This window comes from Nocardioides sp. SYSU D00065, assembly GCF_017916425.1.
Classification (GTDB): domain Bacteria; phylum Actinomycetota; class Actinomycetes; order Propionibacteriales; family Nocardioidaceae; genus Nocardioides.
Map to the genome: position 1 here is coordinate 493,706 of NZ_JAFMSX010000002.1, position 13,229 is coordinate 506,934.

Here is a 13,229-nt window from a genome sequence, read left to right on the forward strand (position 1 = left end):
TGACTTCCTGGCTGGTGCGGGTTCCTCGGACGGCGTCCGGGCGGCGGCCGGTGGGCCACCCGAGGAGCCTCGGGCACGGCTCTTGCCGCGCCCTTGCCACGGCCCTTGCCGCAACCCTTCCCGCAGCCCTGGGTGCCGCCGCCGCTCAGAGGCGGATGCTGCGGTTGACCCACGTGGAGGTCACGACCATGCCGACCCGCTCGTAGAGCCCGCGGGCGCCGGCGCGGGTGTCGGTCGAGAGGTACGACCGGGTGGCGCCGTGCGCGCGGGCCTGGGAGAAGGCGTCGACGAGCATGGCCGGCGCCAGGCCGCGGCCGCGGTGGTCGGGGCGCACTGCGATCCTCGCGACGTACGCCGACGTCGCCGCGTCGCCCTCCCCGCCGGCGAGGTGCACGTGGGTGGCGCCGAGGAGCTCGCCGGCGGCGTCGTGGAGCAGGCGCAGGTTCCACGGCTCGTAGCCCGGACGGCCCCACACCCGCGCTCCGAAGTCGTCCAGCGGGAGCCGGTCACGATCGGACCACTCGAGGAAGGCGTCCTCGAGCAGCGTCCACGCCGAGGTGAAGTCCTCCTCGGCGGCGTCGCTGATCGCGTACCCCGCCGGCAGCGGCCGAGCGGCGAGCTCGCGGTCCGGAGGGAGCTCCAGGTCCCAGGCGGTCCACAGCACGTCGTAGCCGAGGTCGCCCATCAGCCGGTCGGCGGCGCTGCCCTTGGGCATCTGGGTGCCCACCCGCTCCATGCCGGCGGCGCGAGCCCGCTGCTGGACCCAGCCGGCGAGCGCGGTGCCGATGCCGCGCCCGCGGTGGTCGGGCACCACCGCTGTGTAGGCGATGCCGGGACCGCTCAGGTCGGCATAGGCGACGAGCGTCCCGTCGTGGAACACGCCCACGGTGCTCGCCGTGATGTCGTAGCTGGGGCGCGCCCAGTCGGCCTGGACGTCCTCGAGCGTCATCGAGGACTCGCCGAGGTCGGCGACCTCCTCGGCGGCGATGGCCGCGAGCACGGCCGGTGCGTCGGCGGAAGTCAGCGGGCGGTGGGTGTAGCCGGGCGGCAGGTCGAGGTCCATGGCGAGAGCCTCCGCGACCCGCCTTGCGGACCGCTTGCACACGGGCCCTCCGGGCGCCCGCGACGGCTCAGCCGAACGCGCTGACGCCGGTCTCCGCCCGGCCGATGAGCAGCTTCTGGATCTGCGACGTGCCTTCGTAGAGCGTCATCACGCGCGCGTCGCGCAGGTACTTGGCGACCGGGAAGTCGTCGACGTAGCCGGCGCCGCCGTGGACCTGGATGGCGTTGTTCGCCGCCCGCACCGCCGCCTCGGAGGCGAACAGCTTGGCCTTGGACGCCGCCGTGCCGTAGGGCTGGCCGCGGTCGATCAGGTCCGCGCAGCGCCACGCGAGCAGCCGGGCGGCGTCGACGTCGACGGACATGTCGGCGATGAGGTCCTGGACGAGCTGGAAGGACGCGATCGGCTTGCCGAACTGCGTGCGCTGCGAGGCGTACGCCACGGACGCCTCGAGGCAGCCCTGGACGATCCCGACGCAGCCGGAGGCGACCGCGAGGCGGCCCTTGTCGAGCGTGCCCATGGCGATCTTGAAGCCCTGCCCGACCTCGCCGAGCCGCGCCTCGTCCGGCACGCGCACACCGTCGAGGAACAGCTCGGCGGTGGCCTGGCCGCGCAGGCCGAGCTTGCCGGTCACCTCGCGGGCGGTGAACCCGGGGGAGTCGGTGGGGACGAGGAAGGCCGTCACCCCGCGCGGGCCGTCGTCGCTGGTGCGGGCGAAGACCAGCGCCACGTCGGCCCACGTGCCGTTGGTGATGAACAGCTTCTGCCCGGTGATCACCCAGTCCGAGCCGTCCCGCTCGGCGCGGGAGGTGAGGTTGCCCGCGTCGGACCCGGTGCCGGGCTCGGTGAGCCCGAAGCAGCCGAGGCTCGTCGCGGACGCGAGCCGCGGCAGCCACTGCTGCTTCTGCTCCTCGGTGCCGTGGAACAGGATCGACTTGCCCACGAGCCCGCTGCTCACCGACACGATGCCGCGCAGCGCGGAGTCGGCCCGGCCGAGCTCCTCCATGGCGAGCGAGTAGGTCACGTAGTCGCCGCCGACGCCGCCGTACTCCTCGGGGATGGTGAGCCCGAAGAAGCCCAGCTCCGCCATCCGCGGGACGATCGCGAGGTCGACGGACTCCTCGCGGTCCCACTGCGCGCGGTGCGGCACCGCCTCGCGCTCGAGGAAGGCGCGGGCGAGGTCGCGGAAGGCCTGCTGGTCCTCGGTGAGCGTGAGGTCCATCAGCCGAGCGCCTCGACCGTGTCGTGCTCGGTCACGCGGCCCGACAGCCGGTCGAGGTGGTGCCAGGCGTTGCCCAGCCACTGCTCGAGCACCGTGAGGTGCGCGGTGCCGACCCCGACCGCGTACTCCGCCGTCATCGCGATGCCGCCGTGGAGCTGGATCGCCTCCTGGCCGATGTGGCGTCCGGCGCGGCTCACCTGCAGGCCGACGCGGTCGGCGGCGTCGGCCACGGCGGCGCGGTCACCGCCGGCGATCGTCATCGTCGCCCAGTCGACGGTGCTGTGCGCCAGCTCCAGGGAGACGTACATGTCGGCGGCGCGGAAGGTGAGCGCCTGGAACGTGTTGAGCGTGACCCCGAACTGCTTGCGGCTCTTGAGGTAGTCGGTCGTGGCCCGCACCTGGCTCTGCATGACGCCGAGGGCCTGGTTGGCGCCCAGGATGCGGGTCAGGTCGCTGATGGTGGCGATGCTCGGGGCCAGGTCGCGACCCGGCTGGCCGAGCGGCGTGGCGGCAGTGGCGTCGAAGCGGATGCTCGCCGCACGGGTGAGGTCGGCGGCGGCGTAGCCGGTGCGCTCGACGTCGCCGGCGTCCACCACGAACACCCCGGTGCCGGCGTCGTCGGGCAGTGCGGCGCTCACCACCAGGACGTCGGCGGACTCGCCGTTCATCACCGGGTCCGCCACACCGGTCAGCGACCACGCGGTGCCCTCGACCGCGGCCCGTACGCCGCGGGTGTGCGAGCTCCACCGCTTGCCGGGGGAGGTGTCCGCCGCGGCGAGCACGATCTCACCGGCGCTGAGCCGGCCCAGCAGGTCGGCCCGCTGCTCGGGCGTGCCGACCGCGGCGACCAGGCCGCCGGCGTGAACGACGCTCGCGAGGTACGGCTCCGGCGCGAGGACGCGGCCGAGCTCCTGGCACACGATCGCGATCTCGACCGGCCCGGCGCCGACACCGCCGTCGGCCTCGCTGAACGGCAGCCCGAGGATGCCCATCTCGGCCAGCCGGGCCCACAGCGCCCGGTCGTAGCCCGGCTGCTCCTTCACGGTGCGTCGGCGCGCCTCGTGGTCGCCGTACGTCGTCGCAAGCAGGCCGCGGACGGCCTCGCGCAGTGCCTGCTGCTCGTCGTCGTAGGTGAAGTCCATGGTCGTCTCCTCACAGTCCCAGGATCGTGCGGCTGATGATCTGGCGCTGGATCTCGTTGGAGCCGCCGTAGATCGAGGCCTTGCGGAGGTTGAGGTAGGTCGGCGCCGTGCGGCGCGCCCAGCCCTCGAGGGGCGAGTCGTCGCCGGCGCGGGCCGCGAGGGAGGCCGGTCCGGCGAGGTCGAGCGCGAGCTCGCTGACCGCCTGCTGCAGCTCGGTGCCCCGGAGCTTAAGCACCGACGAGGCCGGGTGCGGCGCACCCTCGGAGGAGTGGGCGGCCACCCGCAGCGCGGTGAGCTCGAGGGCGAGCAGGTCGTTCTCCAGCTCCGCCACCCGCGCCCGGACCAGCGGGTCGGCCAGCCGGTCGGCCGCGGTGGCCTTGAGGGTCGCGAGGGCCCGCTTGGTGGCGCCCACCGGCGCCACGCCCACCCGCTCGTTGCCGAGGAGGAACTTCGCGATGGTCCAGCCCTGGCCGGGCTCGCCGACGAGCAGGTCGCCCGGCACGCGCACGTCGGAGAACCAGACCTCGTTGACCTCATGGCCGCCGTCGATGAGCTCGATGGGACGCACCTCCACGCCGGGGGTGGTCATGTCGATGAGCAGCATGGAGATGCCGGCCTGCTTCTTCACCTCCGGGTCGGTGCGCACCAGGGTGAAGATCCAGTCGCCGTACTGGCCGAGCGTGGTCCACGTCTTCTGACCGTTGACCACCCAGTCGTCGCCGTCGCGCACGGCGGCGGTGCGCAGGCCGGCCAGGTCGGAGCCGGCGTCGGGCTCGGAGAACCCCTGCGACCACCAGATGTCGAGGCTGGCCGTCGCCGGCAGGAAGCGCTTCTTCTGCTCCTCGCTCCCGAAGTGCGCGATCACGGGGCCGATCATCGAGGTGTTGAACGCCAGCGGTGCGGGGACGCCGGCGCGCTGCATCTCCTCGTGCCACAGGTGGCGCTGCAGGTCGGTCCAGTCCTGGCCGCCCCACTCGACCGGCCAGTGCGGCACCGCGAGCCCCTCGGCGTCGAGGATGCGCTGGCTCTGCACGATCTGCTCGCGGGTCAGGTGGCGCCCCTCGAGGACGGTGTCGCGGATCTCGCGGGGGACCTCGGTGGTGAAGAACTCCCGCATCCGCGTGCGGAACTCCGCGTCGGCCGGACTCAGCTCGAGCTGCATGTGACTCCTCGCGTCTCACCCGGCGCCACGCGCGTGTGGTCCGGTGGGTCCATCATGGCCTGCCGGGGGCGGCTCTCGGCGGGCCGCCGCGCTCAGCTGCCCGCGGCGTCGCTGTCGAGCGTGACGTCTGCCTCCTGCGACTCGCCGTCGCGGGTCCAGGTGACCGAGACCTCGTCGCCGGGACGGTAGGACCGGATGGTCGCCACGAGCGAGTCCGCTCCGGTGATGCGGCGCCCGTCGATCTCGGTGATCACGTCGCCGGGCTCGATGCCTGCCTCGGCCGCGGTCGAGCCCTCGGTCACCTCGACGATCAGGGCGCCGGCCTCGTCGTCGTCGATCCGGATGCCGAGCCGGGCGTGGGTCGGGGTCTCGCCGGCCGCCATCTGGTCGACGATCGGCATCACCTCGTCGATGGGGATCGCGAAGCCGAGGCCGATGGAGCCGGACTCGCCCTGGCCGTAGGGCGAGCCCGAGGCGGCGGTGCGGATCGAGGAGTTGATGCCCACGACCGCGCCGGTCATGTCGACGAGCGGACCGCCGGAGTTGCCCGGGTTGATCGCCGCGTCGGTCTGGATGGCGGGGTACGTCGTGGCGTTGCCCTGGTCGTCGGAGCCGACGTTGACCGGGCGGTCCAGGGCGCTGACGATGCCGCTGGTGACGGTGGCGTCCAGGCCGAACGGCGAGCCGATCGCCACGACGCCCTCGCCGACGCCGAGGTTGGCCGACTTGCCGATGGTGGCCGCGGTCAGGCCGGAGACGTCCTGGGCCTGGATGACCGCGGTGTCGGTGAGCGGGTCGGTGCCGAGGATCTCCGCCTCCGCGCTGGTCCCGTCGTCGAAGGAGACGGTGAGCGTGCCGCCCGCCTCGGCGCCCTCGACCACGTGATTGTTCGTGAGGATGGTGCCGTCGGAGGTGAGGATGATCCCGGAGCCGGACGCCTCGCCCTGCGGGGTGGCGACGTCGATCTTCACCACGCTCGGCAGCACCTTCTGCGCCACCGACTCGACCGAGCCGTCCGCCGCCGGCGCCGGGGTCTGGTCGGCGACCGTCGCGGTGGACACCGGGTCGCCCTGCGCGGAGCTCGTCGGCTCGTCCTGCGCGGCGTCCCAGACCGCCGCGCCCCCGAACCCGGCCCCGCCGCCGACGAGCAGCGAGGTGGCCAGGACCGCCGCGGCCAGTCCCGTACGCCGTCGCCTGGGCGCGGGCTCGGCCGCGCGGGGCAGCTGCTGGGTCTGGGGCTCGGGCCCGTACGGGCTCGGGCTCGCGTACGGGTGGGTGGGCTGGTGCTCGGGCGGCTGTCCGGCGCCCTGCGGGGGAGTGTGTCCGTCGCTCATGCCTCCAGCATGCGTCGCGATCCTGTGGACGCACTGAGAGGGCACTGGGAACGTGCGCAGATCGGCCGTGGACGCCGACAGCCCCCGGCCGGGGGCCGGGGGCTGTCGGTGGCGTGCTGGTGCGCCGGGGCTCAGGCCCAGCGCTCGGAGGCCGCGGTGAACGTGAGCTCGCGGTCGCCGGTGTAGATCTGCTTGGGACGCGCGATCTTCTGGTCCTTGTCCTGGACCAGCTCGAGCCACTGCGCCAGCCAGCCGGGCGTGCGGCCGATGGCGAACAGCACGGTGAACATCTCCGGCGGGAACTGGAAGGCCTCGTAGATCAGGCCCGAGTAGAAGTCCACGTTGGGGTAGAGCTTGCGCTTGACGAAGTACTCGTCCTCGAGCGCGATCTTCTCCAGCTCCAGCGCGATGTCGAGCAGCGGGTTGGTGCCGGTGACCTCGAAGACGTCCTCGGCGGCCTTCTTGATGATGCGGGCGCGGGGGTCGTAGTTCTTGTAGACCCGGTGCCCGAAGCCCATCAGGCGCTCGTTGCCGTTCTTGACGCCCTCGATGAAGGCGGGGATCTCGCTGGTGCTGCCGATGCGGCGCAGCATCCGCAGGACCGCCTCGTTGGCGCCGCCGTGCAGCGGGCCGTAGAGCGCGCCCACGCCCGCGGCGACCGCGGAGTAGGGGTCCACCTGGGTGGAGCCCACCGAGCGCACGGCGTTCGTCGAGGCGTTCTGCTCGTGGTCGGCGTGCAGGATGAACAGCACGTCGAGCGCCTTGACGAGGCGCTCGTCGGCCTCGAACTTCTGCTCGCTCATCTTGAACAGCATCGAGAGGAAGTTGGCGGTGTAGGACAGGTCGTTGTCGGGGTAGACGAACGGCTTGCCCTGGGCGTGACGGAACGACCACGCGCCCAGCGTCGGCATCTTGGCGATCATGCGGACGATCTGCATGTGCCGGTTGTCGGCGTCGGTGATGTTGCGGGCGTCGGGGTAGAACGTCGACAGCGCGCCCACCGAGGCCATCAGCATGCCCATCGGGTGGGCGTCGTAGCGGAAGCCGTGCATGAAGCCCTTGACGTTCTCGTGCACGAAGGTGTGGTAGGTGATCTCGTGCACCCAGGCGTCGTACTGCTCCTTGGTGGGCAGCTCCCCGTGGATGAGCAGGTAGGCCACCTCGAGGAAGGTGGACTTCTCGGCGAGCTGCTCGATCGGGTACCCGCGGTACTCGAGGATCCCCTTCTCCCCGTCGATGTAGGTCACCGACGAGCGGCACGAGGCGGTGTTGACGAATCCGGGGTCATAGGTGGCCAGGCCCGGCTGGTCGTCGGTCAGGCGGATCTGCCCGAGGTCCTTGGCCGCGATCGTGTTGTCGGTGATCGCGATGTCGTACGTCTGACCGGTCCGGTTGTCGGTGACAGTCAGGGAATCCTTGGCCGCAACGTCGGTCACGTCGGCTCCTGTTCATACGTCTTTGTACGTCGTGGATGTCCGCTCAACTTAGTCCGGTGCCGGCGGCGACCGCGAATCAGGTGTCCATCACCCGGGTCAGCGGCCCGCCACCCGGTCGGCGACCCGGGCGATGCGGCTGGTCCGTGGGAGCCCGGCGTCCTCGCGCCGGTCCGCGGCGCGGTAGAGGCGGTAGAGGGCGTGGACGCCGAGCCAGCGCAGCGGCTCCGGCTCCCACCGGCGCACCCGGTGGTGGGTCCAGGGGAGGGCGGTCAGGTCGGTGTCGTGGCCGAGGACCAGGTCGCGCAGCGTGCGCGCGGCGAGGCTGGTCGCGGTCAGCCCGGAGCCGACGTAGCCGCCGGCGTGGCCTAGTCCCGTCGCCGCGTCGAAGGACACGCTGGCGCTCCAGTCGCGGGGCACGCCGAGCACCCCGCACCAGGCGTGGTCGAGGCGGACGCCGGCCAGGGACGGGAACAGCGTGGTGAGCGTCGAGCGCAGCGAGGCCACGGTCGCGTCCTGGGTGCGCCCGTCGACGTCGGTGCGCGAGCCGAACCGGTAGGGCACCCCGCGCCCGCCGAGGGCGATGCGACCGTCGGCGGTGCGCTGGGCGTAGCAGTAGGCGTGCGCCTCGTCGCCGAGCAGCTCCGCTCCGTCCCAGCCGATGTCGGCCCACTGGGCGGCGGAGAGCGGCTCGGTCACCACCATCGCGGAGTTCATCGGCAGCCAGTCGCGCCGGTGCCCGGCGAGGCCGGCGGTGAACCCCTCCAGGCAGCGCAGCACCACCGGCGCCCGTAAGGTCCCGCGCTCGGTGATGACGGCACCCGGCTCGACCGCGACCACCCGGGTGTCCTCGTGGATCCGTACGCCGCGCCGCCGCACCGCGCGCGCCACCCCGGCCACCAGCTTGGCGGGGTGCACCCGTGCGCAGGCCGGGTCGACGTGTCCGGACACCGCGCCGGCCACCCGGATCCGCTCGGCGACCCCGGCCGCGTCGAGCTCGCCGCGCAGCCGCCGGGCCTGCGCCGCCGAGCGCGCCACCATGAGGACGCCGCTGCGCACGATGTCGGCCTCGATGCCCTCGCGCGCTGCGACGCCGATCACCTCGTCGACGCTCGCGCGCAGGGCCGCCCGCAGCCGGTCGACGCCGTCCTCGCCCGCCGCGGCGGCGTACGCCCTCGCGCTGCCGGCGAGCTCGCTGGACAGCCAGCCCCCGTTGCGCCCCGACGCCCCGAACCCGGCGAACTGCGCCTCGACGACCCGGATGTCGAGGCCCGGGTCGGCCAGGTGCAGGTAGTACGCCGTCCAGAGACCGGTGAGCCCGCCGCCCACGATCGCGACGTCGCAGCGGACGTCGCCGCTCAGCCGGTCGGTGGGGGAGGGCAGCCCGACCTGCTGCCACCAGAAGGACACGCCGCCGTTGCGCACCGTGCCATTGTGGTGCTCCCGAGTTGGGTCCCGCCGTTTTGACCCTCCCGCGCGCGGCGCCGTACTGTTGCTGGTCGCGACTACTGCCGCGTCCGCCCCTCCCCACGGAGGACCACGGCGGGTGCAGATCCGGACGTCATCCCCGCTGGGTCGGGGAGCGATCCGGGCCGTGTTCGTCAGGAGCCGCTGCACGACCTCCGTCCCTCGCCCGAGGGACGGGACCAACGAACCAGAACGGGACACCGCCGTGCGCACGTACAGCCCCAAGCCCGCTGACATCCAGCGTGAGTGGCTCGTCATCGACGCCACCGACGTGGTCCTGGGCCGCCTCGCCGTCCAGACCGCCAACCTCCTCCGCGGCAAGCACAAGCCGACCTTCGCCCCTCACATGGACATGGGCGACTTCGTCATCATCGTGAACGCCTCCAAGGTGTCGCTGTCGGGGACCAAGAAGACCACCAAGATGGCCTACCGCCACTCCGGCTACCCGGGCGGCCTCTCGGCCACCCCGTTCGGTGAGCTCCTCGAGAAGGACGCCCGCAAGGCCATCGAGAAGGCCGTGTGGGGCATGCTCCCGAAGAACAAGCTCGGTCGCCAGATGCTCAAGAAGCTCAAGGTCTACTCCGGCCCCGACCACCCGCACCTGGCCCAGCAGGCCACTCCCTTCGAGATCTCCCAGATCTCCCAGTGACGACTGAGGACGCACCCATGACTGAGAACACCACCGAGGTCGAGGAGACCTTCGAGACCGACGCCGACGGTGTCGCCTACACCTCCGAGAGCGACGCCTCGGCCGACACCCCCGCCCGCCCGGCCACCATCGCGCCGGCCGGCGCCACCGGTCGCCGCAAGGAGGCCGTCGCCCGCGTCCGCATCGTCCCGGGCACCGGCTCGTGGACCATCAACGGCCGCACGCTCGACAACTACTTCCCCAACAAGCTGCACCAGCAGATCGCCAACGAGCCGTTCGCCGAGCTGCAGCTCGAGGGCCGCTTCGACGTGATCGCCCGCATCCACGGCGGCGGCATCGCCGGCCAGGCCGGCGCCCTGCGCCTCGGTGTGGCCCGTGCCCTCAACGCCGTCGACGTCGAGGCCAACCGCCCGACGCTCAAGAAGGCCGGGCTCCTGACCCGCGACGCCCGCGTCGTGGAGCGCAAGAAGGCCGGTCTCAAGAAGGCCCGCAAGGCCTCGCAGTTCAGCAAGCGCTGATCTCCTAGGGTCTCGTCCATGACGCGACTCTTCGGCACGGACGGGGTCCGGGGCCTGGCGAACGCCGATCTCACGGCGGAGCTGGCCCTGGACCTCTCCGTCTGTGCCGCCCACGTCCTGGCCGACCGCGGCGAGTTCGAGGGACACCGTCCCCGAGCCGTGGTGGGCCGGGACACGCGCATCTCCGGCCAGTTCCTGGAGGCGGCGGTCGTCGCCGGTCTCGCATCGGCCGGGGTCGACGTGCTGCTGCTCGGCGTGCTCCCCACGCCGGGCGTGGCCTACATGACCGAGCGGCTCGGCGCCGACCTCGGCGTGGTGCTCTCGGCCTCGCACAACCCGATGCCCGACAACGGCATCAAGTTCCTCGCGCGCGGCGGCCACAAGCTCGACGACGCCATCGAGATCGCGATCGAGCGGCGCATGGGCGAGCCGTGGGAGCGGCCGACCGGCGGTGACGTGGGCCGGGTGGAGGTCTACGACACCGCGGTCGAGGAGTACGCCGCCCACCTCGAGAGCACGATCACCCACCCGCTGGTGGGCCTCAAGGTCGTCCTCGACTGCGCCGAGGGCGCCGCCTATGCGGCCGGGCCGCGGGCGCTCGAGGACGCGGGGGCCACGGTCATCGCGATCCACGCCGACCCCGACGGCATCAACATCAACGACAACTGCGGCTCCACGCACCTGGAGTCGCTGCAGGCCGCCGTGGTCGAGCACGGCGCCCATGCCGGCTTCGCGCTCGACGGCGACGCCGACCGCTGCCTGGCCGTCGACGCCGACGGCAACGTCGTCGACGGCGACCAGATCCTCGCCATCCTCGCTCTGTCGCTGCTCGAGCAGGGCCGGCTCGCCAAGGACACCGTCGTCGCGACGGTGATGAGCAACCTCGGGTTCGTCCAGGCCATGCGCGCCGGCGGCGTGGGGGTGCGCCAGACGAAGGTCGGCGACCGCTACGTCCTCGAGGCGATGAAGGTCTCCGGCTACTCCCTTGGCGGGGAGCAGTCGGGCCACGTCATCCTCAGCGACCACGCGACCACCGGCGACGGCATCCTCACCACGCTCCACGTGATGGAGCGGATGGCGACCACCGGCAAGTCCCTGGCCGAGCTGGCCTCGGTGATGACCCGGCTCCCGCAGGTGCTGATCAACGTCCCCGGCGTCGACAAGTCGCGCACCGACGAGGACGCCGTGCTCGCCGCCGCCGTCGCCGAGGAGGAGGCCGTGCTCGGGGAGCGCGGCCGCATCCTGCTGCGCCCGTCGGGCACCGAGCCGGTCGTGCGGGTCATGGTCGAGGCGCCGACCCACGACGAGGCGCAGGGCGTCGCCTCGCGGCTCGCCGCGGTGGTGCAGCGCCAGCTGGCGCTCTAGCCCTCGCGCAGCGCGCGGAGCGTGTCGGCGGCGCGGTCGGCGCCGGCGGCTCGCTCGGGGACCGAGCTGGCGTACGCCCGGACCGCCTCCAGCAGGGAGGCGATCTCCGCGTCGAGGACCGCGAGCTCGTCGGCGTCGCTGAGCACGCGACGCTGTGCCTCGCTCGCTCCCACCCCGACGGGAGCGTCCTCGATCGCGCCGGCCGTCGCCGACGCGGGCACGGCCTCCGCGTTCTCGAGTGCCGCCAGCGCCGTGCGCAGCGTCGACACGGTCTCGGCGTCCCGGTCGCGACGGGCCTGCAGCAGGGCGGCGCGCAGTCGTGCGCGCAGCGGGGAGTCGGTGGTCATCCCACGAGCCTGCCGCGTCCGGGGCGGCCCGTGCATCCCGATTATCCGCATGACGGGTCTCCGCCGGCGCGGCTACCGTCGCCGGCGTGGTCGACATCGAGCAGCTCAACCCCCGCAACGAGGCGGCGCTGCGCGCGTGGTGGGAGGTGGGTCGTGCGGCGACAGCCGAGCGCCCCGGCCGGCCGTGGCCGGTGTGGGAGCAGAGCCGGGTGGCCATGACCGCCGACAGCCCCGAGCGCGGCGTCACGCTGCTCGGGGCGATCGACGGGCGGGAGATGGTCGGCGCCGGGCTGCTGACGCGGCCCCTGCGGGACAACCTGCACACCGCGATGGCGTTCGCCTACGTCCGGCCCGACCGGACGCGCGAGGGGATCGGCCGAGCTCTGGTCGGCGAGCTCGAGGTCATCGCCGCGGGGGACGGGCGTACGACGATCCAGGGCGAGGCGTACCTCCCGCCCGGCGGCTCGGGCGGCCCGGAGGCGTTCGCGACCGCGCTGGGCTACGACGTCGCGAGCCGCGAGGCGATCAAGGAGCTCGCGCTGAGCGACTACCTCGAGCGACGCGACTCGCTGGCCGCCGTCGCGGGAGCGGCCGCGGACTACCGGATCGTCACCTTCGACACGGTGTGCCCCGACGAGCACCTGGAGTCGTTCGGCCGGCTGCTCGGCATGCTCATGAGCGAGGTGCCCCTCGGCGAGCTGGACCTGAGCGCGTCGGAGTGGACGCCGGAGCGGATCCGGGCAGCCGAGCAGCGCCAGGTGGGGATCGGCCGGCACGTGCAGACCGCGATGGCGATGGCCCCGGACGGCTCGGTGGCGGGGGTGTCCGACGTACGCGTCGACGACCGCGACCCGACGCACGGACAGGTGGGGATCACCCTCGTCGATCCGGCCCACCGGGGCCACCGGCTGGGGCTGGCGCTCAAGGTCGCGACCCACGACCTGGTGGCGGCGACGTACCCGCTGCTGGTCACGCTCGACACGTCCAACGCGGAGGTCAACACCTGGATGAACGCGGTCAACGAGGCGCTGGGCTACCGCACCATCGAGACGCTGCTGGAGCTGCAGAAGAAGCTGTGATCAGCGGGCGCCGAGCTCGGCGTCGTAGTCGTCGCGCGCCGCCAGGATCGCGCTCAGGTGGGTCTCGGCCCAGTCGGTCAACGTGGCGATCGGCGCGGTGAGCGAGGCACCGAGGGGGGTGAGCTCGTAGTCGACGCGCGGCGGCACCTGGGCGTGGACCGTGCGCGTGAGCAGGCCGTCGCGCTCCATCGCGCGCAGGGTCTGGGTGAGCACCTTGGCGGCCACGCCGCCCACGCGCGCGCGGAGCGCGGTGAAGCGCAGCGGGCCGTCCTGCAGCGCTCCGATGACGAGCACCGTCCACTTGTCGCCGATGCGGTCGAGCACCACGCGCGTGGGGCAGCTCGGGTCGAAGGCGTCGCCGCGATTCATGGTTACCACAGGGTACTCATATCACGTTGAAGTACTTGGTTACCAGTGGTTACTGTCCGCAGCGTCATCCTCCCCGCACCCG

General features: G+C 72.7%; 13 protein-coding genes. 4 read left to right on the top strand and 9 right to left on the bottom strand.

Features of this window, described 5'->3' with window-relative positions:
* Positions 1-145: 145 nt before the first annotated feature.
* The 7 genes from J3P41_RS10470 to J3P41_RS10500 form a co-directional block, all read right to left on the bottom strand.
* A complete protein-coding gene (locus tag J3P41_RS10470; RefSeq protein ID WP_210650235.1) occupies positions 146-1,063 on the bottom strand; it encodes a GNAT family N-acetyltransferase in 918 nt (305 codons plus the stop codon).
* Between the two features lie 67 nt (positions 1,064-1,130).
* Positions 1,131-2,282 (bottom strand): acyl-CoA dehydrogenase family protein, encoded by a 1,152-nt coding sequence (locus J3P41_RS10475; protein ID WP_210650236.1) that lies wholly within the window; start codon positions 2,280-2,282, stop codon positions 1,131-1,133.
* Positions 2,282-3,424: an acyl-CoA dehydrogenase family protein gene (locus tag J3P41_RS10480; protein WP_210650237.1), complete on the bottom strand. Its 1,143-nt coding sequence runs from the start codon at positions 3,422-3,424 to the stop codon at positions 2,282-2,284. Before J3P41_RS10480 ends, J3P41_RS10475 begins: the two co-directional genes overlap by 1 nt.
* A 10-nt stretch (positions 3,425-3,434) precedes the next feature.
* Positions 3,435-4,586, bottom strand: a complete 1,152-nt coding sequence (locus tag J3P41_RS10485; RefSeq protein WP_210650238.1) for an acyl-CoA dehydrogenase family protein — start codon at positions 4,584-4,586, stop codon at positions 3,435-3,437.
* A gap of 92 nt (positions 4,587-4,678) precedes the next feature.
* A complete protein-coding gene (locus J3P41_RS10490; protein WP_210650239.1) occupies positions 4,679-5,920 on the bottom strand; it encodes a S1C family serine protease in 1,242 nt (413 codons plus the stop codon).
* Positions 5,921-6,051: 131 nt separating this feature from the next.
* Entirely contained in the window at positions 6,052-7,356 is a 1,305-nt protein-coding gene (locus J3P41_RS10495) for a citrate synthase (RefSeq protein WP_210650240.1), read from the bottom strand.
* 96 nt (positions 7,357-7,452) lie between these two features.
* Positions 7,453-8,778 (bottom strand): FAD-binding oxidoreductase, encoded by a 1,326-nt coding sequence (locus J3P41_RS10500; RefSeq protein ID WP_307861933.1) that lies wholly within the window; start codon positions 8,776-8,778, stop codon positions 7,453-7,455.
* A gap of 247 nt (positions 8,779-9,025) precedes the next feature.
* Between J3P41_RS10500 and rplM the strand changes: the two genes are divergently transcribed.
* From rplM to glmM, 3 genes are read left to right on the top strand one after another with little or no spacing between them, the layout of a single operon-like run.
* Positions 9,026-9,469 carry a 50S ribosomal protein L13 gene (gene rplM / locus J3P41_RS10505; protein ID WP_210650242.1) on the top strand — a complete coding sequence of 148 codons (444 nt, stop codon included), beginning with the start codon at positions 9,026-9,028 and terminating at the stop codon, positions 9,467-9,469.
* A 17-nt stretch (positions 9,470-9,486) separates the two neighbouring features.
* Positions 9,487-9,987: a 30S ribosomal protein S9 gene (gene rpsI / locus J3P41_RS10510; protein WP_210650243.1), complete on the top strand. Its 501-nt coding sequence runs from the start codon at positions 9,487-9,489 to the stop codon at positions 9,985-9,987.
* Between the two features lie 18 nt (positions 9,988-10,005).
* Positions 10,006-11,352, top strand: a complete 1,347-nt coding sequence (gene glmM, locus J3P41_RS10515; RefSeq protein ID WP_210650244.1) for a phosphoglucosamine mutase — start codon at positions 10,006-10,008, stop codon at positions 11,350-11,352.
* Here glmM and J3P41_RS10520 read toward each other — a convergent pair.
* Positions 11,349-11,699: a hypothetical protein gene (locus tag J3P41_RS10520; RefSeq protein WP_210650245.1), complete on the bottom strand. Its 351-nt coding sequence runs from the start codon at positions 11,697-11,699 to the stop codon at positions 11,349-11,351. The two genes, glmM and J3P41_RS10520, sit on opposite strands and share 4 nt — an antisense overlap.
* 86 nt (positions 11,700-11,785) lie before the next feature.
* Between J3P41_RS10520 and J3P41_RS10525 the strand changes: the two genes are divergently transcribed.
* Positions 11,786-12,778: a GNAT family N-acetyltransferase gene (locus tag J3P41_RS10525; RefSeq protein WP_210650246.1), complete on the top strand. Its 993-nt coding sequence runs from the start codon at positions 11,786-11,788 to the stop codon at positions 12,776-12,778.
* Here J3P41_RS10525 and J3P41_RS10530 read toward each other — a convergent pair whose 3' ends face one another.
* The gene (locus J3P41_RS10530; RefSeq protein ID WP_210650247.1) at positions 12,779-13,147 is read right to left on the bottom strand and encodes a helix-turn-helix domain-containing protein; all 369 of its coding nucleotides are present in this window, start codon (positions 13,145-13,147) and stop codon (positions 12,779-12,781) included.
* Positions 13,148-13,229: the final 82 nt, after the last annotated feature.